Source organism: Caloramator mitchellensis (assembly GCF_001440545.1).
In the GTDB taxonomy this organism is placed as follows: Bacteria; Bacillota; Clostridia; order Clostridiales; family Caloramatoraceae; genus Caloramator; species Caloramator mitchellensis.
This window is the reverse complement of sequence record NZ_LKHP01000001.1, coordinates 34,205-56,474: the sequence shown is the minus strand read 5'-3', so window position 1 is coordinate 56,474 and position 22,270 is coordinate 34,205. Positions and strand designations below refer to the sequence as shown.

The following is a 22,270-nucleotide window of genomic DNA, read 5'->3' as shown; positions in this document are numbered from 1 at the left end:
ATTTACCCCCTGTATACTACTCCGCTAGTTTTTGTTTCCCAAACTTCAACTTCGTAAAGCTTGCAGTTTTCACGTTTTAATACATCTTTTAGTTCATTGAATACATACATAGCAATATTTTCTGCAGTTGGTTGTTCAATTATATCATTTAAGTATGAATGATCGAACTTATCAATTATTCTTGCCTTAACTACCCTTTTTAGTTCAACAAAATCATATATCATGCCCTCTTTGTCGGGTGTTCCTTCAAGCTTTATCACTAATTTATATGTATGTCCATGAAGTCTTTCACATTTTCCATGATAATGAATCAGATTGTGGGCTGCATCAAACTCAAACTCTTTAATTAAAATCATAATTTCACTCCGTTTCTAATTTTCCAATTTTGTTTATAAAGCTGTGTATAATCTTGGCTGTTAGACCCCATACAATGTAATCTTGATATTTGTAAAAATACACGTTCAATAGACCGCTTTGCCAGTGATAATCTTCTGCCTTAACTCCAATATCATATGGAAATTCCTCAAGCGGCTGTGTTATAACTTTTACCTTCATAATCTGAGGCTGATTTTTAAGAAAAAAATCTATTGGAACAAAAATTAGTTTTTCAACTTCACTCTTTGAATAGCTTATTTTCTTTAAGTCTTTGATTAATACAATAAATGGATAAATTATCTTACCATACTGAGTTACTAATACATCAGCCTGAGAAATCACCTCAAAATCTTCTTTTTTCATTAATAGTTCTTCACAAGTTTCACGAATTGCAGCTTCTAATTTGCTCTCGTTTTTTTCTATTTTACCGCCCGGGAGCGATATTTCACCAGGCTGGCTTAGATTCATGCTTCTAACCTCAAAAACTATATTTTTTATATTATTTATTTCAACAAGTGGAATTGTAACAGCATATGATTTTAAGTCATAATTTTCCCCCACGATTCCTATTTGATTATATATATCTCTAATCTTACTATACTCCATATCTCCCTCCAAAACAAATTAATCATATATATTATACAATTATTTTCTCTCCTTTTAAAGTTTTCTATTGATAATAAAATTTACTGGTGCTATAATTTATATCGTAAAAATGGTTTAACATTTAAAGTTAACATACCCTTGGGTTTTAGAGGTTATGTTGCTTTATTGTTAAATCTAAAACCCAAGTAAATTAGGAGGTATGTTAAAATGGCAGACAAGACTCTAGTTTGCACAGACTGCGGAAAGGAATTTGTATTTACAGAAGGAGAACAAGCATTCTACAAGGAAAAGGGATTTGAAAACGAACCAAAGAGATGCCCAGAATGCAGAAAAGCAAAAAAGGCTCAAAAAAGACAGGACAACTTTAGAAGATAAGATAAAAGCAAGGAGAGTGGATACTCTCCTTTTTTATACCCTACTTTTTCTTATTTCATCTTCAATCCTGTATAGCTTTTTTATCGAATCTTCATCAAGTTTTTCTAAAATTTCTCTTCTATATTTTAAACCTAGTTGCCACCTATCATAACCTTTTGTATTTTTATCCTTTGCCTCCGGCCAATCTACCTTTTTGTTCTTGAAAATCAAATCCAAATCAACAATCCTTTCTCCATCATCAAGATATTCAAGCCCTAACAATATTCTTTTAATTTCGACGGGATACATCAGCGTAAATAATCTAACCTGATATACAAGGACTGACATCATAAAACGAGGATAATCTTTGGTCCATGTTTCTCCTAAAACTAAACCTATATCAAAATTATCAAGAATAATACACAACCTGTCATAATGTAATTTGTATTTGCTATACCTGTCATAAATTCTTATGTTAATTTCATTCCAATCTACACCTACTAAACCTTCATTTAAAAATCTTAAGGCTTGATTTCTTATTTTTCTATTTAATTCATGATAATTAATTTTAACCAAAAGAGTTTTTTCATTTAAGTCAGAGAGTTTGTTTTTCTTATCAATTGGCTTATCAGTAAAACAAATTACAGTATCATTAAATGTTCCTCGATCAAGACTTTCATGCAAGGGATAAATTTCTCCCCCATAGGTTTCCTGCACAGATTGAATAACTTTTTCACAATCCCCTAAAGTCCTCATTATCAATATTCCAGGTGCAATATGGCAGTCTAAAATCAAATTGTTTCCAATCGTATTGAACATTCCACTAAAAAATTCATCAGATGAAACAGGCAATAAAATAATTGATTTTATATCATCATAGTGTGCAAATCTCTTGCCAGGTTCTGTGATAAAAACAATGGTGCTGTTTTCATCTGAGATCTCTAAAGCGTTGTCCAAATCTGTTATAACACCTTTAAAATTATCAACAAGAAATTCATTTAATGAGCTTATATTTCGGCTTCCAAAGACAACCAATTTAGGTCCACCTCTAAAAAACGATAACATAAAAATCCCCTCACTTTCCCAATCTGTTTTTTCTCAATCTATAATTATCAGTTCCTATTGGATAACATAGTTTAATTATTTCTTTACGACCTTTAATAACATTAATATTTTTTATGCCGTTAAGATATCTAAAATCTCCGCTGTTCAAATCATGTCCAAATAAAAACAAATCAACATTATCAGGAAGATTTTCAAATTTATGAGCTAGACCTAATTTTATATCATCTATTTTAATTGTTTCCCCCTCGTATTTAACTTCTACATTATCTGGTATTGTTAAATTTTCTATTGAATCATGATTTCCCGGTATTATATATACTTTTTCGCTATGATTTGATAATTGCAAAATAAATTTATTTGATTCCTTTTTATATACATCAATAAGCTGCGGTCTTAACTCAAGTTTTATATCATCAGCAATGTCTCCGGTGTGAATAATTGTTTTTGGCTTTATTTTTTCCAGCATTTTGATAATTGAATTATAAATGAATGAGGGAGTATCGCTTATATGAACTATTGCTCCGCTATTAACAATATCTCTAGGAACATATATACCGCCAAAAATATGATATAAGACCTTTAATTTATCTTCCATAGTAACAACCCCTTTTAATTAATATATCACAAAATTTTATCTGCAAAAAATATATTTTAAAGTATAAAGGACTCAATTTTATTAAAGAATATTATATAGACACAATATTTGGTAAGGGAGTGCATATCATGAAGGCAGTTATAATGGCTGGTGGAGAAGGAACAAGGCTAAGACCCCTAACAAGCGGCATCCCAAAGCCTATGGTTCCTGTCATGAACAAACCAGTTGTCGAATATGCTATTAATCTTCTTAAAAAACATCAAATCACCGATATTGCTATAACTACATATTATCTGTCTAATTATATAATGGATTATCTTGGCGATGGTAGCAAATATGATGTAAACATCGATTATTTTATAGAAGAAACTCCTCTCGGAACAGGCGGAAGCGTTTTAAATACAGGAGAATTTTTAGATGGAACAATACTAATCCTCAGCGGGGATGTTTTGACTGACATTGATTTGACAAAGGCAATAAATTATCACAAACAAAAAGGTTCAAAGGCAACTTTAATATTAAAACGCGAAACCAATCCGTTAGAATATGGCATAGTTATTATAGATGAAAACGGCAGGATTCAGAGATTTCTTGAAAAACCAAGCTGGGGAGAAGTTTTCAGCGATACTATAAATACAGGAATTTACATATTGGAAAAGGAAGTATTTCATTATTACAATAAAGGTGATAGTTTTGATTTTAGCAAGGATTTGTTTCCACGGCTTCTTAAGGATAACATTCCAATGTTTGGGTATGTAACAAATGAATATTGGAATGATATTGGTGATATCAACTCTTATAAACAAACTCATTTTGATATTCTTGATGGAAAAGTTAAAATCGATTTTGGCGCAAGAAAAATTTCCGATGGAGTATATATTGATGAAGATAGCATAATTTACGATGATTGTAGATTAGTCCCTCCGGTTTATATAGGAAAAAACTGCACTATAAAATCAGGAGTATTAATTGATGCTTATACTATTATAGGCAACAACTGCACTATTGATGAAACCTCTTCGCTAAAGAGGACTATTGTATGGGACAACTGCCATATTGGACATTCTGTTCAATCAAGAGCGTCAATTCTTTGCAATAAAGTTGTTGTAAAAAATAATGTTAATCTTTATGAAGATTCAGTTATTGGTTCTGAATCCTTGATTTCTTCAAACGTTACTATTAACCCCGGTATTAAGATTTGGCCATACAAAAAAATTAAAGAAGAGACCGTAGTTAATAACAATCTTGTCTGGGGGACCAAGATTGCAAAAACTCTTTTTGGTAATCGAGATATTTCAGGAGAGATAAATATAGATATTACGCCTGAATTTTCAAGCCTATTAGGCTCTGCATACGCAAATTTAGTAAAAAAAGATAAACCAATTATTATATCATGCGACGATACAAACGCTTCAAAAGCTATAAAAAATTCAATTTTATCCGGAGCATTATCATCAGGTGTAAAAATAATAGACATTGAAAATATTATGCTTCCAATAACAAGGCACGCAATTAGATTCTACAACGCATCAGGTGGTATTCACGTATCATTGGATGTATATGAAAAGAACAAAATACACATTGAATTTTTAAACGAAAATGGCGGAAACATAGATAGAAACACTGAAAAAAAACTAGAACACCTTTATCAAAGACAAGACTTTGAAAGATGCAATTCTGACGGCATAAATGATGTAGTCAAGGTATACAACTATACTTCTTTATATCTAAATAGCATTATTGAGCTGCTTAAGAATACTTCAAAAATTAAAAGCAAACGGCCAAAGGTTTTGATTGCATCTAATAATGAAACTAATATTTATCTAATCAATAGGCTTATGCAATCCATAGGATGTAGAACAATAATCGACTATAGTCTGATTGATATTGAGATTAAAGATTCTATTATAAATTCAATCAAAAGTCGCGTAACAAACGAAAAAATATTTTTAGGATATTTGATAAATGAAAATGCAGAAACATTAACTGTTATAGATGATAAAGGAAACATTATAGATAGCGAAAGATATTTGTTATTGTCGGAAATAATGCTTGGACGTTCAGGTAATCTAAGCAAATTCATAGTTCCATATACTGTAACAAATCAGGTAGATGAAATAGGTAGTTGCTACAACATAGAGATTGTTAGAACAAAATCAAACCTTTCAAATATTATAAACTCTATGCTAGATAGCAAAGAAAGCGACTCCTATAATCAATATCTATTAAATTTTGATGCTTTTAGTGCAAGCGCGATAATAATAGATTATCTTTTGGGAAATAACATTGATTTAAGCGATTTAGTTAACGAAATTCCTAAATTCCATACAAAGCAAAAAGAAATATACTGCGATTCAAGCCAACGTGGAAGAATAATCAGACAGTTAATTGAAGAACATAAAGGGCAAAATATCGAATTGTTTGAAGGAATAAAAATCAATCTACCTCATGGTTGGGCACTTGTGGTTCCAGACAATGAAAAGGCTAAGTTTAATTTATACGCTGAAGGGCAAACAGAAGAATATGCTGAAGAAATATGCAATGAAGTATATGATAGGATATCAAAATTAATAAATATTACTTAAGGAAAGGGGAAATGGGCACATGTTATATGTTGCTATTTTCTTTGCCGCACTTCTATTAACTCTCATTATAATAAACAAACCCGTTAAAAAATCAAAAGTTTATATAGAAATCAAGGATGCTATATTGAGTTATGATGAACTTATTCAGCATGCTAAAGAAATTGCAAAGGGACACTCTATATCAAAAAATAAACGGGGCATTAGCAATATTAAGCCCCGTTTAATTGATAATTACAAATATATCTGTGATACATATGTCAAGACAAATGAGAAAGCAAAAGAAAGAAAAAGTTTGCCTTCCGGAAGTGATTGGCTTCTTGATAATTTTTATATTGTAGAGGAAACTTATAAAAATGTAATACGAAATATAAATAGCGATATCTATAAAGAATTAGAGGTATTGGACAAGGGCTATTATAAAAATTTTCCTCGCATATTTATACTTGCTATTGAACTTATATCACACACTGATGGTAGAATCGACAGGGACATCCTTGTAAATTTCCTGAACTCCTATCAAAAAATACACCCTCTATCGATGAACGAAATTTGGGCATTGCCTTTAATTATTTCAATTGCTTTAATTGAGAAATTAAGATTTTTATGCGAAAAAATAAATGCAACTCAATATGAATGGGAAAAGGTCGAATCTGCTCTAAGGTTTGATGACTATGAAAAAATTACTGAACATCTAATAAAGGATTTAGAAGAAAAAAAGATTACTTCAACTTATATAGAACATCTTACTGAAAGCTTGAAAAGAAACGATTATTACTATGAACCTATTTTGGATTTTATCAAGTCAAAACTATCAGATGAAAACATAAGCATTGATAATGCAATAAATATAGAGCACCAAGAACAGTCACAGCATACTATATCTTTTGGAAATAGCATCAACAGCCTAAGGCTAATAGGTTCACTTGACTGGAATGAGATTTTTGAAGAAGTTTCAGCAGTTGACAAAATATTATCTAATGATGCATATTTCCTAAAACAGGACAGTGAAACTCGTGATTATTATAGACACGTAGTAAGAAAATTATCTAAAAGATATAAGGTATCAGAGAGTAAAATAGCTAAAACGTTAATATTGCTATCTAAAGAATTTGGTGAAGATGAGAAATCCAGCCATATTGGTTATTACTTACTAGATGATGGAAGAAATGTTTTAATTAACAAACTTACTGGAAAAATTAGCTCTGACAAAAAGAAAGCCAAGAGATTACTCTATTTTTCAACAATAATTCTATTCCTACTGCTATCAACGTCATCTTTTGCTTATTTGGTATATTTTGTTTCTGGAAAAGTAACATTAAGTCTTGTTTCTTTTATACTGATTTTGTTTCCTTTTAGTGATATTTCTATATCTATTGCTAATTGGATATTCACTCACATTTTCGAAGCTACTTTTTTACCTAAGCTTGAGTTTAAAGATGGTATACCTGAAGAATATAAAACAATTGTAATAGTTCCAACTGTATTTCCAAATGTTGAGAGAGTAAAAAGTATTTTTAGACAATTAGAAATAAACTATAATGCAAATAAAGGAAAAAATATTTACTTTGCTGTTTTAGGAGACTTTGTTGACTCTAAGGAAGAAATAGTTGGAAACGAAAAAGAAATTATAGATAAAGGTTTAGAGCTTGTTAACAGTTTGAACAAAAAATATTCAAGTGATGAAAATATATTCTACTACTTTCACAGAAAAAAAATTTTTAATCAAAGGCAAAATAAATGGATGGGATGGGAAAGAAAAAGAGGAGCAATTTTTGAGTTTGTTGAACTTATCAGGGGCAGTCAGGAAACAACATATACATTGATTTCATCAGATATATCCGTTCTCAAAAATGCAAAGTATATATTGACAGTAGATGCCGATACAATAATGCCTATAGGGAGTGCTGAAAAACTAATTGGAGCTATCTCCCATCCATTGAATAAAGCTGTATTTGATGAATCAACAAAAGTTGTCAAAAAAGGTTACGGTTTAATCCAACCCCGTATAGGCATAAATATAGAAAGTGCAAATAAGAGCACGTTTTCTAGAATATTTGCAGGCAACGGTGGCATTGACCCCTACTCTAAAGCAATATCTGATATTTATCAGGATGTTTTTCAGGAAGCTATTTTTACAGGAAAAGGCATATTCGATATTGATATTTTCAAAGAAAGTTTAAAAGATATACCGGAAAATACTCTTTTAAGTCATGATTTGATAGAAGGTAGCTACTTAAGGGTAGGATTAGTAACAGATGTAGAATTAATAGATAACTACCCCGAAAAATATAGTTCATACATGATGCGTTTACACAGGTGGACTCGCGGCGATTGGCAAACAATACATTGGCTTAAATCTAAGATTAGGGATGCAAATGGTAGAGTTGTAAAAAATCCACTCAACTTTATTTCAAAATGGAAAATAATTGATAATCTGAGAAGAAGTATTTTACCTATTTCGTATTTTATATTGATACTATTTAATATTCTGTTTGTAAGTAATATAATTATATTCCTTATAGTAATATCTTCAATGTTTTTCCCTATTGTTTTGGGATTGCTTGATTATATCAATTTGAAATGGATTATTTCTCCAAGAGAAAAGTTAAATGGAAATCTGATATATGGACTTAAAGCAACAGTTTATCAGAGTCTATTGAACTTTGCGTTCCTTCCTTATCAGGCATATATGATGGCGCACGCAATTTTTAAAACTCTCTATAGAATTTATATATCCAATAAAAATACTCTCGAATGGGTTACAGCAGCTGATGTTGAAAGCACTTTAAAGAACGATTTGAAAAGTTATTTTATCAGAATGTATCCTGGGATAATTTTATCAGTTATATGTTTAGTATCATCATTTGCAATTAATAGTTTAATATTTTCAACATTAATTGTTTGTATTTTGTGGCTTTCTTCACCCTATATAGCATATTCAATTAGCATTATTAAAACTCAATCCTTTGAAATTGAAAAGGAAGACGTAGAAATAATAAGACGCATTGCAAGAAAAACCTGGCTGTATTATGAAGAATTTAGCGGCAAGGATAATAACTACCTGCCTGTGGATAATTATCAACAAAGTCCCGTTAGAAAAGTTGCACATAGAACTTCACCTACGAATATAGGGTTTTATCTTTTGAGTTGCCTTTCGGCATATAATCTTGGCTATTTATCCTTTGAAAGTTTTTTGAATAAAATATATGACACACTAACTACATTAGAAAAATTAAAAAAGTGGAATGGCCATCTATTCAATTGGTATGATACAAGAACTCTTGAGGTTTTAAGACCATACTATATTTCAACAGTAGACAATGGCAATTTTATAGGGTATTTAATTACTCTAAGGCAGGGTATTAATGATTTATTGAGCAAACCTTTGCTCTCTAAAGAGACTGTTTTGGGCTTAAGGGATACTATTAATCTTACTGTTGAACTTGATAATAATTTTAACGATAGAATTAGCGAATTATTATCTTATGAAAAGCTGGATTATGATTTGCTTTATAAACTTTGTGTTGAACTATCATCAATCCCTCAAAGCAAAATTGTGTGGACAAAAAAGACCATCGATTATGCTGCTGAAATAAAAAATCAGATTGAAACCTTAATGCCGTTTATACTATTGAATACAGATGATGAAAAATTGAGCGAACAAATAACAAATATTAAAGAAAATCCATCTCTTAACAATTTATTGTCAGTTTGTGAAAAAGTATTAAATGAAAAATTATCTAATGAAGTTAATGTATTTGAAAAAGCATATAATAAAGTTTCTGAGCTTATAAACTTAACCTGTGATATAATCAATCGTTTAAACAAAATAATAGATAATACTGATTTTACATTGTTATATGATGAAAAGCGCGACTTGTTCTCAATTGGTTTCAATGTGGAAGAAAATAAACTTACCAATTCATATTATGATTTGCTTGCATCTGAAAGTAGGCTTGCAAGTTACCTTGCTGTTGCAAGAAGAGAAGTTCCATCTACTCACTGGTTTAAGCTTGGTAGAAGTCTTGTTAAAATAAATGGCTATAGAAGCTTAGTTTCATGGACTGGAACCATGTTTGAATATTTTATGCCACCTATAATAATGAAGACATTTGATAATACCCTATTAAGCGAAACATATCATACTGCTATAAAAGCTCAGATAAATTATGGGGAAAGTAGAAAGGTCCCATGGGGAACTTCGGAATCTGGCTTCTATACATTTGACCTTTTACTAAACTATCAGTATAAAGCATTCGGGGTGCCCGACCTTGGATTAAAGAGAGGGCTAATAAATGATATGGTTGTATCACCGTATTCGACTATTCTTGCACTACCCTTTAGTCCAAAGGAGTCTATGAAAAATATCAAAAAAATATTGAATGACATTGGAGAAGGAGTTTATGGGCTTTATGAAGCCATAGACTACACACCCGATAGACTTCCAAGAAATAAAAACGCGGCTGTAGTAGAAAGCTTTATGGCGCACCATCAAGGTATGATTCTTGCATCTATTAATAACTTCTTGAATAAAAACATACTTGTTGAATACTTTCATTCAGACCCAGTGATTAAATGCGGTGAATTTTTACTGCAGGAAAAAGTTCCTCTAAGGGTTATTATTACAAAAGAACATAAAGAAACAGTTAAACCATTTAAGCGTGAAGAATACAAAGAACAGATAGTTGTTAGAGAATTAGGTGCATTTGATTGCGACATTCCTGTTTGCCATGTTCTTTCAAACGGAAACTATACTTTAATGTTAACAAATGGAGGTTCATGCTTTAGCAAATTGAATGATATTTATATAAATCGATGGCGAGATGATGTAACTCAAAGGCTATATGGCAACTTCATATTCATTAGAAATCTTAACAGCGACAAGATATTCTCTACAACTTTTGAACCAGTATGTAAAAAAACAAGATATTATAAAGTTAAATATTCTCCAGATAAAGCTGAATATTTAACCAAAGAAGATGACCTTGAAGTTCATACTGAAATATGTGTATCACCTGAGGATAATTGTGAAATAAGAAAAGTAACTATTACAAATTTTAGCAATGACGATGTTTTACTTGAAACTACAAGCTATTTTGAAATAGTGCTTAACAATATCATGGCAGATATTGCACATCCTACCTTTAGCAATTTATTTGTTAGAACGGAATTTGATGATAAATACAATGCAATTTTTGCTTCGAGACGACCACGAGAAGAAGGAAGAACTCCTTACTGGGCATTTTCTTCAGTTGTTTTGCAAGGCAACCAAATCGGTGATACAGAATATGAAACAGATAGATTGAAATTTATTGGTAGGGGTAAAAGTTTGAAAGATGCTATTGCTCTAAAGCATCCTCTATCTAAATCAGTTGGCGCTGTATTAGACCCTATTATGAGTTTAAGAAACAGGTTAGAAATAAAGAAAGGTGAATCTGCTACAATAACTTATGTTATTGGCGTTGGGCCCAACAAGGATGAGGTTTATGATTTATGCAAGAAATATACGGATACATCTAATATTCAAAGGGCATTTGAACTTGCAGGAATAAGAAGCAAAATGGAGTTTAGATTCCTTAATCTAAAACCTGATGAAGTTGAAGCTTTTGACAGCATGCTATCGCATATAATTTATTTAAGTCCCTTAAAACAACGATATAAGGATTTACTTAAAAACAACACAAAGGGGCAGCAATCTCTTTGGCAATACGGCATTTCGGGTGACTTGCCTGTAGTTTTAGTTACCATTGATAAATCTGAAGATATTGACCAAGTAAGAACAATGCTTAAAGCACATGAATATTGGAGAAACAAAGGAATACGAGTTGATTTAGTAATTCTAAACCAAGATGAAGGTTCTTATTTGCAGCCCTTACGTGATTTAATATTGGACACCGTTATGAGAAGTATAACAAGCGATAAAGTAAATTCAGCAGGCGGAGTATTCATATTAAATGCTAACGAAATGCCAGTAGAAGATGTGAATTTGTTGTATACTGTTGCAAGGTTAATAATCCATTCCCAAAAGGGCTCTATTGTTAAGCAAATTAAATCTACTCCTGTTTATACAGAATCTTATAAAATTGAGCCAACTATAATCTCAGATACTTTACCATATAACGATATCCCTTTGGGAAATCTTGAATTTTTCAATGAAATTGGAGGTTTTGACACACAAAATAATGAATATGTAATAAAAATAAAAGGCGATACCAATACTCCTCTACCCTGGTCTAATGTAATAGCTAATGAAAAATTTGGCTCGCTAATAACTGAAGCCGGTGGTGGTTATTCATGGTATAAGAATAGTCGTGAAAACAAAATAACACCATGGAGTAATGACCCAGTTTCGGATTCCCAGGGTGAAGTGATTTATATAAAGGACAATGAAACTAATGAGTATTGGAGTATAACGCCAAATCCAGTTAGACAGAATAAATCGTATATCATTAGGCATGGTTTAGGTTATTCAAAGTTTATTCAGGAAAATCATTATTTATATCAGGAGTTAATAAGTTTTGTTCCCGTTGAGGATACTTTAAAAATAAATTTGATTAAAATAAAAAACACTGCAAACGTGGATAGAAAAATAAGTTTATATTACTATATAAGGCCGGTATTAGGGGTTAGCGAAAATAGTTCACAGCAATTTATATTAACAGATGTTTTACCTTTAACGGGGACTATAATATTTAAAAACACCTATAACACAGATTTTCCTGGCACCGTTTCGTTTGTTGATACGTCCGAAATAAAAGACAGCTTTACTTGCGATAGAATGGAGTTTATAGGCCCATACAAAGATTTAAGAATGCCCTATGGAATTATGAAGGATGAACTTTCAAACAATTTCGGGGCAGGTTATGACCCTTGTGTTGCAATAAAAATTTCTGTAGACGTAAAATCACAAGAAGAAAAAGAAATAGTCTTTCTACTTGGCGCCGCAGATAAATATGAAGACGTCACTTTGTTAGTTAATAAGTATAAAAGTATCACAAAATGTGTAGAGGAATTAAATAAAGTAAAGACGCATTGGAATTCTCTTGTAAATGTATTGCAGGTAAAAACTCCAGATAGGTCGATGGACATTATGCTTAACTCATGGCTTATTTATCAAACACTATCCTGCAGATTGCTTGCAAGAAGTGCATTTTATCAAAGCGGAGGTGCTTATGGATTTAGAGACCAACTACAGGATGTTCTGTCGTTAATAAATATTTCTCCTAAAATTGCCCGTGAACAGATTATACTTCACTCTAAGCATCAATTTGTTGAAGGTGACGTTTTACACTGGTGGCACAATACGGCAAATACAAAGGGAATTAGGACTAAATTCTCCGACGACCTTTTATGGCTTCCATTTGTTGTAATTGAATATATATATAAAACAGGTGATTATTCAATACTTGATGTCAAAACAAAATTCTTAGAAGGTGAGCCATTACGTGAAAACGAAGACGAAAAATACGGAGTTCCTGTTAAATCAGAAGAAAAGGCTTCTATTTATGAACACTGTATAAGAGCCATTGAAAGGTCCTTGAATTATGGTGAACACGGTATTCCATTAATGGGTTCAGGCGATTGGAATGACGGAATGAATACCGTTGGAAATAAAGGAAAAGGCGAAAGCGTTTGGCTTGGCTGGTTCATATTTGCAATACTGAAAAAATTTATCCCTTTGTGCAAACTAAAATATGATTATCATAGGGCTGAAAGGTATGAAGATGCCATCAACAATATTTTAAAATCTATTGAAGAAAATGCGTGGGATGGTGAATGGTATAGAAGGGCTTACTTTGATGATGGAACTCCTTTAGGTTCAAGTTTAAATACAGAGTGCAAAATAGATTCACTCGCTCAAACATGGGGTCTAATAAGCGGAGCAGCAGATTATAATAGAGCTTTAATTGCTATGAAATCTCTCGAAAATTACTTAATAAACCGCGAAGCCGGGATAATAATGCTCTTCACTCCACCATTTGATAAAAGTGATTTACACCCAGGTTATATAAAGGGTTATGTGCCTGGAGTTAGGGAAAATGGTGGTCAATACACCCACGCGGCAACTTGGGTTATTTATGCATACGCCATTTTAGGCGATGGTGATAAGGCATGGGAACTTTTCAACATGATTAATCCAATTAATCACAGCAGAACACATTTTGAAGTTGCAAAATACAAAGTTGAACCTTATGTAATGGCTGCTGACGTTTATGCTGTCGAGCCCCATGTTGGAAGAGGCGGCTGGACCTGGTATACAGGTTCATCCAGTTGGATGTATAAAGTTGGTATAGAAGAAATACTCGGCTTCAAAAAATCAGGCGATAAATTGATGATAGACCCTTGCATTCCAAAGCATTGGCAGGAATATGAAATGACCTATAGGTATATGGACACCACTTATAAAATAAGAGTATTTAATACAGACGGGAAAAATAAAGGCGTGAGTAAAACAATCCTGGATGGTAATTTGCTAGAAAAAAATATAATACCACTGGTTAATGATGTGGTAGAGCATGTTGTTGAAGTGGTGTTATAAATATTGTTTTACCAAGATTGCTATTGTAAAGCCCTATGATTGATGCCATATTAAAATCATCATAGGGCTTACTAAATATTTTTAGTCGAAATGAAGTTCAAAATATAGGCATTAATTTTTTATACTAGAAATATTACATTATTGTAAAGTCAATATTTTAACCTCTCCAGGTAATAGCTTTATTATTAACTTATCGCCTGATTTAAATTTTTCCATAATATTTTTTGAGCTGAATAATGTTTTTATGTCTATTGCTGGCCCATCCAACAATTTATCTAAATCAATTTTGATGCTCACGCTATTTTCAAAATCTCCGTTTCCAACAACTAACAGCAATCTATCATTCTTTTTCTTTATTTTATATGCTATAACAATGGTTGATTCGTTTCCCGCTCTAATCTTTGTAAAATTTTCCATAGTAAGTTGTTTAAGATACTTTCTTCTTATCTTGCTTATTTTCTCAATTAGTTCAATCATATTATTTGAAATAGCATCATTCCAATGAAGTGCATATTTATCAAAGAATGCAAGTTTACCGTAAAGAGGGTCATTCTCTGGGAGCATAAATCTTCCATTAGGTTGAGGGTCCAGTCCTAAATTCATTGGTTGAACTTCAAATATTTCCATTCCAGATGTAATGAATGGAACAGTGTTTGGTAAAAAATTATTAATAACTGCAGCAAATTTTGAAAAGTCTTTTCCACCTTCCCTTGATGCTGCTCTTGGTGTATCAGGTGTCTCAGCTGTTGCAAATACTGGCAGTTTTAATTTTGAAACGTCATAAATCATTTTCTTAAAATGACCTTCCTTTATTCTTGGTTCTGCCCACCAGTATTCACCAATAATCATATTGTAACCAGACTTAAGAGCCTTTTTATCGGCTTTGTTGTTAAGTTCCTCAGCTATGAATCCGAAGTCTTCATCGAATTCTCTTGGTTTTCCTATTAACATCTGTTCAAGCTCATAGGGAAGTGCATGCCCCATATCTATTCTAGCACCATCAATTCCAAAATTTCTTTGATAATGAGGAATTATATCGGCAATTTTGTTCCAAAGCTCAATATTTTTAATTTTACCTTGAAAAACATTTCCCCTTATTATATCAAAAAGAATATATGGGGGCTGTTTTTCATCCACAAATTTAGCTGATTTGACTGGATTGTCTAAATACAGCCTTAAATAAGTAACATCACTCCAAGGTGGTTGTGGGTCATTAATACAATCAGAAAAAGCTGGTGCAGTTGTAATTCCAAATTCCTTTTCTATCAAATCAAAAAAGTCTAGACTTTTATCTTCCTTGCATCTTTTCTGAATGCTTTGCCATTTTTCAGGATTTATCTTGTCTGGAGAAGGAACAAACAATTTTAAATGTTCCTTAACTTCCTTATCGTTATATATAGCTTCTACATTATCGTCATCAGCCTTTGTAAATGGTTTAAAACCTTCTACTGTAGGTGGATGATATTTATCGATGTCGCAAAGCTTTATCCAATAGAACCAGTCTGGATGTTCAAGTATAAGGTCAGAATCCCTCGCTGATGTTCTTGGAATAATGTCTATCATAGTTCTTATTCCAAATGCATGACAAGCCTCATTAAATGCCTTAAATTCATCCTCAACTGTTGTATCTTCTAATAGATTGTCCTTTAAATTAGGGTCTATTTCAAAAAAATTCTTAATAGCATAGGGTGAGCCCATCTCTCCCTTTGAATATCGCATGCTATTTTTTGTAATTGGAAGCATATAAATTGCATCAAATCCCATTTTCTTTATAAGTGGTAACAAAACCAGTGTTTTAATAAAAGTCCCTGTATCCTTTAAACCAAATTTATTTGTAAGTTCAAGTTTCCCATCTGCATCATGGTCCCATGCAGAAGATGTTCTTATCTGCATACCATACACATTGCTCTTTTTGAGCCAGTCTCCACCTCTATAGCCTTTTTCATGTCTTTCTTTTTTTATTTTTGATAATGGTCTACTGTAGTCTACTCCCTCTTTAAGCTTTGGCAATATGATTTTCTCGATACATTGATAATAAAATTTATATGGATTTACTGTTATCGTTCCATCATCATTAACCTTTTTTTCATCTCCAGTATAGCCAAATGAATCCCAAATACTTGGAACTTTGTAATCCATATCTTCGCCTAAACAAATCTTATCTTTAAGCAACAATGCTATTTTCCCTATTGAAGAGCTGCTAAAACTCATACCCCGCCTCCTAACTATGCAATCGTTTGAACACATTTTTATTATACAATAAAATCCCCTTTTTCAATAGGGTATTTAAAAATTTTTATTTATGTTTAATAATTTTTTGTATAACTTTATTTCTACAATTTTTACCTTAACAAATTTTTTGTTAGCCAATTTTTTCAGATTTCATATAATATTAATGAATCATTTAAAGGTGATATATATGTTTTGCACTTTTTTTAAATTTCCAATGATGCAAAATATTTCAAATTATGCCTATGCAAAAATTAAAGGGAGTTCCGATTATCCTCAAATTTTCGGTTGGGTTTTCTTTTATCAAACCGAACAGGGTGTTTATGTCTTGGCTGACATCCTAGGCCTTCCTGATTACAAAATCGATGAAAAAACTAAAAGACCAATTGGTCCACATGGATTTCACATTCATGAATTTGGCAACTGTGAAGAAAACTATGATGCATTTATTAAGACAGGAGGCCATTATAATCCGACAAATCAGCCCCATGGCAACCATGCCGGTGATTTCCCAGTTCTATTTTCCAATGATGGTCGAGCCTTTATTATTTTTCTTACTAACAAATTCAAAGTTGATGACATTATAGGTAAATCAGTTATAATTCATGAAAATCCCGATGATTATAGAACACAACCTGCTGGAGATTCTGGAAAAAGAATCGCATGCGGAGTAATTAGAAGGTATTAGTTATTTTCAAGGATAAATTTGTATATTTAACACGAAACCCTCCTATGAAATTCTTAGCTTATTCAACAGGAGGGTTTTTAATTTTTGCAACGTTATACTTCAATATTTAATTTTTTATTATATTATTAAGTTGAAAATACTACTTAATTCATGGTTTTATTAAATCCTCATTTAATCCATCCTTTAGCAAACTATAAGGTATTGTAAATTCCTGTATTCCTGCAACATAGGGTGCCAGTTCATATAGTCCGTAGTATACTACAAGGCCTTCGCTTGTAATATAAAATGGCTGTTCATCTGTAAATTTAGCAACTGTATCAAGTGCATCATCAAAATATGGAATATCGTTCTTATTTTCTTTAATTTGCCTTTGAATTTCATTTACTATTATTGTTTTATAGTCAAATCCCTTTTTGAATATATCTTTATATCCCAATGTTTTACCGTTTTTAAGGTTTAGATTATATGCTTTAATAACTGTATTTCCATGGGCCCCGCCTGTATATTCATAAAAAGTAACTGGTATGCTTAAAATGCAGTTGCAATTAAATGCCACTTTAAATCTTGTATATGCCTCATAGGGATTTCTTAAGACGCCGTCCTTTTGAGCCTTTAATGCCATTTTTTCAATTCTTCTGCTGAAGCTGAAAATGTCTTTTATGAACATTGCATTAATTTTTCTTTGAATACGTAAATTTTTAAGCCCAATAATATTTGGAACATCAAGATTAGATTTAATTACATCAGTCACTTTTTCATAGTGAAAGTTTCTTACGGTTACTTTGCATTCTTCTTTTGCGTTGCTGTTTTGATCTAGTGCAAACGCATTGCCTGTATTAATCAGTGCAATTGAAATGATTAATAATGCTGATATTATTTTTTTCATTTTTTCACCTTCCTTCCTTAATTTCTACTTTTATTTTTCCCATAAGGAAGGAATTTATTTTTATAAATAAAAAGAGCTGAATCTTCAGCTCTGGCAAAATGTGAAATGTGCGGTGGCTGGAACCTCATTTAACAAGAATGCAAGGAATTCCTCCCTTGAAATACTGCACCCTAATACCTGTTTAACTGATATTGCTATATCTTTAAGTTCTTCATGGAATTCATCTTGATTCAAATTTACACCTATACCTATAATTGCGTATTTTAAGCATTCACCATTAAAAAAGGTTTCTGTTAATATTCCAGCTAACTTCCTACCATTCAAATAAACATCATTTGGATATTTTATATAGGCATGAACATCAAATTTCTCCAGTGCTTTTACAACAGCCTTTGCAGCAGAAATGCTTAAAAATGCAGTATTTTTTATCCACTCCGGTGGCAATATAATCGATAAAGCAATTGATTGTCCTTTACATGTGGACCATCTTCTCCCATGGGTTCCTCTTCCCTTTGTCTGTTCTTCAGCTAATATACAAAGTCCCCATTCTCCTAATTCAGCATAATCCTTTGCTATGTCATTGGTTGATGATATAGAATCAAAAAATATCAACTTTCTTCCTAATACATTTGTATTAAGTAAAGTGAAATATCTTTTAGAATCAAATTTAACATTCCCTATTGTTAAGAAAACATTTTCCATTTAATCTACACCACTATTCAATAAACTTTCCTATTTTTCTGAACTTATCATATCTATTCTTTAGTAATGTTTCAATCTCACATTCTTTTAATGTTTCCAATTCCTTAATTAAATTTTCTTTTATCGATTCAGATGTTTTTTCAATATCTTTATGTGCACCACCAATGGGTTCTTTAATTATTTTGTCTATGATTCCAAACTCCAAATGATCCTGAGCAGTTAATTTCATATAAGATGCAGCCTCTTTTGCCCTTGTGGCATCCTTCCAAAGTATACTAGCAAATCCTTCAGGGGATAGGATGGAATAGATAGAATGTTCAAGCATCCAGACTCTGTCCGCTACAGCAAGAGCAAGTGCACCACCGCTACCACCTTCTCCAATTATCAGAGTAATTATTGGAGTTTTAATGCCCGACATTTCAAATAAATTTTTAGCAATAGCTTCTCCCTGCCCTCTCTCCTCTGAGCCTATTCCACAAAAGGCTCCTGGAGTATCAACAAAGCAAATTATAGGCCTATTAAACTTTTCAGCCTGCTTCATCAGCCGCAATGCTTTTCTGTATCCTTCAGGATTAGGCATTCCAAAGTTTCGCCTAATGTTTTCCTGCGTATTTCTGCCTTTCTGCTGCCCTATAACTGTTACCGGCTTCCCATCTAAAAGAGCAATTCCACCTACTATAGCCTCATCATCTTTAAACAGTCTATCCCCATGAAATTCAATAAAATTGTCAAATATTTTATCAATCAAATCAAGAGACGTTGGTCTTTCTAATTTTCTTGCAATCTGAACCTTATCCCACGCTGAAATATTTATTAGAGCTTCCTTTTGTAAATCGCTTAATTTCTTTGATAAAATTTCTATTTCACTGCTCAAATCGATATTTTGACATTTTGCAAAATCCTTAAGTTCTTTTATCTTCTTTTCCAATTCTTCTGATGCCTTTTCCATTTCAAATATATTCAAAGTATCACCTCCTGTGCATTAAAAGGATTTGATAAAGGGTTTTCTTTAATTCTTCTCTTTTAACTATAGCATCTAAAAATCCGTGTTCTAAAAGAAACTCAGCCCTTTGAAATCCTTCAGGAAGTTTTTGTTTTATCGTCTGCTCTATAACCCTAGGTCCTGCAAATCCTATAAGTGCACCAGGTTCTGCAAGTATAATATCTCCAAGCATTGCAAAACTTGCAGTTACACCACCTGTTGTTGGATCCGTCAATACTGAAACATATAAAAGTCCCTCATCGGAATGTCTTTTTATAGCAGCACTTGTTTTTGCCATCTGCATAAGCGAAAAAATACCCTCTTGCATTCTCGCACCACCAGATGCAGTAAAAATTATAACAGGTATCTTTTGCTCTGTTGCTCTTTCTATTGCCCTTGTAATTTTTTCACCAACTACCGAGCCCATGCTTCCCATCAAAAAATTGCTGTCCATTGCTGCAATAACGCATTTTTCACCGTTAATAAGTCCTTCTCCTGTAACAACAGCCTCATTTAATCCTGTTTCTTTATTCAATTTTTTAAGTTTTATTTCATATTCAGGATAATCAAGGGGGTTTAGACTCATCATATCCCTATCATATTCTTTAAAAGTATTATTATCTATGACTAAATCTATCCTTTGTCTTGCCGCAATCCTAAAGTATTTGCTGCAATTAGGGCATTTCATTAGATTGTTTTCTAAATCACTTTTTAAAATTATCTTCCCACATCCATCACATTTTGTCCAAAGTCCATCAGGTATGCTGTTCTTGCTTTCAACTATTTCATTAACAGTCTTTTGTTCAGTTTTACCTGATGGAACAGTTACATACTGCTTTTTCTTAAATAAATTAAGCATTAAATCACCACCCTAAATCAACGGTGCAAAATTCTCATAAGATACCCTGTATCATAATTTCCTTCTAAAAATTCTTCTTCACCTAATAATCTGTAATGCAAATCAATATTTGTTTTAACTCCTTCTATCACAAACTCCTCAAGTGCTCTTTTCATCCTTTGTATTGCTTCGTTTCTATCCTTGCCGTGAACAATAAGCTTTGCAATCATTGAATCATACGTTGGTGGAATAGTGTAACCCTGATAAATTGCACTATCAATTCTTACACCATTTCCACCTGGGAAATGTAGAAACTCAATCTTTCCAGGTGAAGGCCTGAAATCATTTTCTACATCTTCTGCATTAATTCTGCATTCTATTGCATGGCCTTCTAAAACTACATCTTCCTGAGAAAAGTTTAATCTTTTCCCCGCAGCTATATTAATCTGCTCCTTTATAAGGTCAATTCCTGTAATCATCTCCGTTACAGGATGTTCTACCTGAATTCTTGTATTCATTTCTATAAAATAAAAATCTCCATTTTTATCAAGTAAAAACTCAATCGTTCCTGCATTTTTATAATTAACTGCCTTTGCCGCCCTTACTGCTACTTCACCCATCTTTTTTCTTAGCTTATGATTCATCAATGCTGAAGGAGCTTCCTCTATAATCTTTTGATTTCTTCTCTGCATCGAACAGTCTCTTTCACCAAGATATAGTGTATTACCATAAGAATCAGCAAGTATTTGAAACTCAATATGCTTTGGATTTTCAACGAATTTTTCTATATACATTGAGTCATCTCCAAATGCGTTTTTTGCCTCATTTTTAGCAGTTTCAAATGCCTTCTTCAGCTCTTCCAAACCACGAACAATCCTTATGCCTCTTCCGCCTCCGCCTGCAGATGCTTTAATCATAACGGGAAAGCCTATTTCTTGGGAAATATTTATGGCATCTTCAATTGTCTCCACCCTGCCTTCAGAGCCTGGAACTACTGGGACTCCAGCTTTAATCATAATTTCCCTTGCCTTTGATTTGTTTCCCATCATTTCAATTGATTCTGCTGATGGACCTATAAAGGTAATATTGCAATCCTCACATAACCTTGCAAATTTACTGTTTTCAGATAAAAAACCAAACCCAGGGTGTATAGCCTCCGCTCCAGTTAATACTGTAGCACTTATTATATTTTCCATATTTAAATAGCTATCTCTTGCCTTAGCTGGTCCTATACAAACTGCTTCATCAGCAAGCTGAACATGAAGAGCTTCCCTGTCAGCTTCCGAAAATACTGCAACAGTCTTTATCCCCATTTCTTTGCAGGCTCTTATAATTCTAACAGCTATCTCGCCTCTGTTGGCAATAAGTATCTTTTTAAACATAGCATCACTCCTCGAGTCCAATTGCAAAGGAAATCTCAGCTTCACAGGCCTTTTTGTCATCAACATAGGCAATTGCTTTTCCTATTCCTATTGGCCCTCTTCTTTTAATTATTTCAACCTCCAGTCTTAAAACATCACCAGGAACTACTTTTCTTCTAAATTTTGCACCATTAATTCCAGTAAAATAGGCTATCTTCCCTCTATATTCATCTAGTGATAAAATAGCTACGGCACCCACCTGTGCAAGGGCTTCTATTATTAAAACACCTGGCATTACTGGTTTTCCTGGAAAATGCCCCTGAAAAAATGGCTCATTTATACTGACACATTTAATTCCCACTGCCTTTTCTCCTGGGGTTATGCTTTCAATTCTATCTATTAAAAGGAATGGATATCTATGGGGGACAATTTTTAATATATCCTCTGCAAAAATCATCTTCCTCA

15 protein-coding genes are annotated in these 22,270 nt (G+C 32.5%); 4 read left to right on the top strand and 11 right to left on the bottom strand.

Annotation, left to right across the window (positions count from 1 at the left end):
* Positions 1–2: 2 nt before the first annotated feature.
* Together queD and ABG79_RS00245 are read right to left on the bottom strand one after the other, a co-directional pair.
* Positions 3–356 (bottom strand): 6-carboxytetrahydropterin synthase QueD, encoded by a 354-nt coding sequence (gene queD, locus ABG79_RS00250; protein WP_057975902.1) that lies wholly within the window; start codon positions 354–356, stop codon positions 3–5.
* 4 nt (positions 357–360) lie between these two features.
* A complete protein-coding gene (locus ABG79_RS00245) occupies positions 361–981 on the bottom strand; it encodes an NUDIX hydrolase (RefSeq protein WP_057975900.1) in 621 nt (206 codons plus the stop codon).
* Positions 982–1,188: 207 nt separating this feature from the next.
* On the opposite strand from ABG79_RS00245, the gene ABG79_RS00240 reads away from it, so the two are divergent.
* On the top strand, positions 1,189–1,356 hold the full coding sequence (locus ABG79_RS00240; RefSeq protein ID WP_057975897.1) for a zinc-ribbon domain-containing protein: 168 nt from the start codon (positions 1,189–1,191) through the stop codon (positions 1,354–1,356).
* A 33-nt stretch (positions 1,357–1,389) separates the two neighbouring features.
* Here the strand turns inward: ABG79_RS00240 and ABG79_RS00235 are convergent, their stop codons facing one another.
* Positions 1,390–2,400 (bottom strand): hypothetical protein, encoded by a 1,011-nt coding sequence (locus tag ABG79_RS00235; RefSeq protein ID WP_057975895.1) that lies wholly within the window; start codon positions 2,398–2,400, stop codon positions 1,390–1,392.
* 10 nt (positions 2,401–2,410) lie between these two features.
* A complete protein-coding gene (locus ABG79_RS00230; RefSeq protein ID WP_057975893.1) occupies positions 2,411–2,995 on the bottom strand; it encodes a metallophosphoesterase in 585 nt (194 codons plus the stop codon).
* 128 nt (positions 2,996–3,123) lie between these two features.
* Between ABG79_RS00230 and ABG79_RS00225 the strand changes: the two genes are divergently transcribed.
* Complete coding sequence (locus tag ABG79_RS00225; RefSeq protein WP_057975891.1) at positions 3,124–5,580, top strand: sugar phosphate nucleotidyltransferase; 2,457 nt, start codon at positions 3,124–3,126, stop codon at positions 5,578–5,580.
* Positions 5,581–5,599: 19 nt separating this feature from the next.
* Positions 5,600–14,119, top strand: a complete 8,520-nt coding sequence (locus ABG79_RS00220) for a glycoside hydrolase family 94 protein (RefSeq protein ID WP_057975889.1) — start codon at positions 5,600–5,602, stop codon at positions 14,117–14,119.
* 138 nt (positions 14,120–14,257) lie between these two features.
* On the opposite strand, the gene ABG79_RS00215 is transcribed toward ABG79_RS00220, so the two are convergent.
* Complete coding sequence (locus tag ABG79_RS00215; RefSeq protein WP_057975887.1) at positions 14,258–16,330, bottom strand: alpha-amylase family glycosyl hydrolase; 2,073 nt, start codon at positions 16,328–16,330, stop codon at positions 14,258–14,260.
* A 208-nt stretch (positions 16,331–16,538) separates the two neighbouring features.
* Between ABG79_RS00215 and ABG79_RS00210 the strand changes: the two genes are divergently transcribed.
* Positions 16,539–17,036 carry a superoxide dismutase family protein gene (locus tag ABG79_RS00210; RefSeq protein WP_242859283.1) on the top strand — a complete coding sequence of 166 codons (498 nt, stop codon included), beginning with the start codon at positions 16,539–16,541 and terminating at the stop codon, positions 17,034–17,036.
* 148 nt (positions 17,037–17,184) lie between these two features.
* On the opposite strand, the gene ABG79_RS00205 is transcribed toward ABG79_RS00210, so the two are convergent.
* The 6 genes from ABG79_RS00205 to fabZ form a co-directional block, all read right to left on the bottom strand.
* Positions 17,185–17,922 carry a DUF3298 and DUF4163 domain-containing protein gene (locus tag ABG79_RS00205; protein ID WP_057975885.1) on the bottom strand — a complete coding sequence of 246 codons (738 nt, stop codon included), beginning with the start codon at positions 17,920–17,922 and terminating at the stop codon, positions 17,185–17,187.
* An 84-nt stretch (positions 17,923–18,006) separates the two neighbouring features.
* Positions 18,007–18,624: a biotin--[acetyl-CoA-carboxylase] ligase gene (locus ABG79_RS00200; RefSeq protein WP_057975883.1), complete on the bottom strand. Its 618-nt coding sequence runs from the start codon at positions 18,622–18,624 to the stop codon at positions 18,007–18,009.
* A 13-nt stretch (positions 18,625–18,637) separates the two neighbouring features.
* On the bottom strand, positions 18,638–19,582 hold the full coding sequence (locus ABG79_RS00195) for an acetyl-CoA carboxylase carboxyltransferase subunit alpha (RefSeq protein ID WP_057976450.1): 945 nt from the start codon (positions 19,580–19,582) through the stop codon (positions 18,638–18,640).
* A 10-nt stretch (positions 19,583–19,592) separates the two neighbouring features.
* Positions 19,593–20,465 (bottom strand): acetyl-CoA carboxylase, carboxyltransferase subunit beta, encoded by an 873-nt coding sequence (gene accD / locus ABG79_RS00190; protein ID WP_057975881.1) that lies wholly within the window; start codon positions 20,463–20,465, stop codon positions 19,593–19,595.
* Positions 20,466–20,482: 17 nt separating this feature from the next.
* Entirely contained in the window at positions 20,483–21,826 is a 1,344-nt protein-coding gene (locus ABG79_RS00185) for an acetyl-CoA carboxylase biotin carboxylase subunit (protein ID WP_057975879.1), read from the bottom strand.
* Between the two features lie 4 nt (positions 21,827–21,830).
* Positions 21,831–22,262: a 3-hydroxyacyl-ACP dehydratase FabZ gene (gene fabZ, locus ABG79_RS00180; RefSeq protein WP_057975877.1), complete on the bottom strand. Its 432-nt coding sequence runs from the start codon at positions 22,260–22,262 to the stop codon at positions 21,831–21,833.
* Positions 22,263–22,270 lie beyond the last annotated feature (8 nt).

Bases quoted from the DNA above. Each gene is read 5' to 3' on its own strand.
- ABG79_RS00240 (WP_057975897.1), top strand. From the start codon at position 1,189: ATGGCAGACAAGACTCTAGTTTGCACAGACTGCGGAAAGGAATTTGTA.
- ABG79_RS00245 (WP_057975900.1), bottom strand. From the start codon at position 981: ATGGAGTATAGTAAGATTAGAGATATATATAATCAAATAGGAATCGTG.
- queD (WP_057975902.1), bottom strand. From the start codon at position 356: ATGATTTTAATTAAAGAGTTTGAGTTTGATGCAGCCCACAATCTGATT.
- ABG79_RS00210 (WP_242859283.1), top strand. From the start codon at position 16,539: ATGTTTTGCACTTTTTTTAAATTTCCAATGATGCAAAATATTTCAAAT.
- ABG79_RS00200 (WP_057975883.1), bottom strand. From the start codon at position 18,624: ATGGAAAATGTTTTCTTAACAATAGGGAATGTTAAATTTGATTCTAAA.
- accD (WP_057975881.1), bottom strand. From the start codon at position 20,465: ATGCTTAATTTATTTAAGAAAAAGCAGTATGTAACTGTTCCATCAGGT.
- ABG79_RS00225 (WP_057975891.1), top strand. From the start codon at position 3,124: ATGAAGGCAGTTATAATGGCTGGTGGAGAAGGAACAAGGCTAAGACCC.
- ABG79_RS00230 (WP_057975893.1), bottom strand. From the start codon at position 2,995: ATGGAAGATAAATTAAAGGTCTTATATCATATTTTTGGCGGTATATAT.
- ABG79_RS00185 (WP_057975879.1), bottom strand. From the start codon at position 21,826: ATGTTTAAAAAGATACTTATTGCCAACAGAGGCGAGATAGCTGTTAGA.
- ABG79_RS00215 (WP_057975887.1), bottom strand. From the start codon at position 16,330: ATGAGTTTTAGCAGCTCTTCAATAGGGAAAATAGCATTGTTGCTTAAA.
- ABG79_RS00220 (WP_057975889.1), top strand. From the start codon at position 5,600: ATGTTATATGTTGCTATTTTCTTTGCCGCACTTCTATTAACTCTCATT.
- fabZ (WP_057975877.1), bottom strand. From the start codon at position 22,262: ATGATTTTTGCAGAGGATATATTAAAAATTGTCCCCCATAGATATCCA.
- ABG79_RS00205 (WP_057975885.1), bottom strand. From the start codon at position 17,922: ATGAAAAAAATAATATCAGCATTATTAATCATTTCAATTGCACTGATT.
- ABG79_RS00235 (WP_057975895.1), bottom strand. From the start codon at position 2,400: ATGTTATCGTTTTTTAGAGGTGGACCTAAATTGGTTGTCTTTGGAAGC.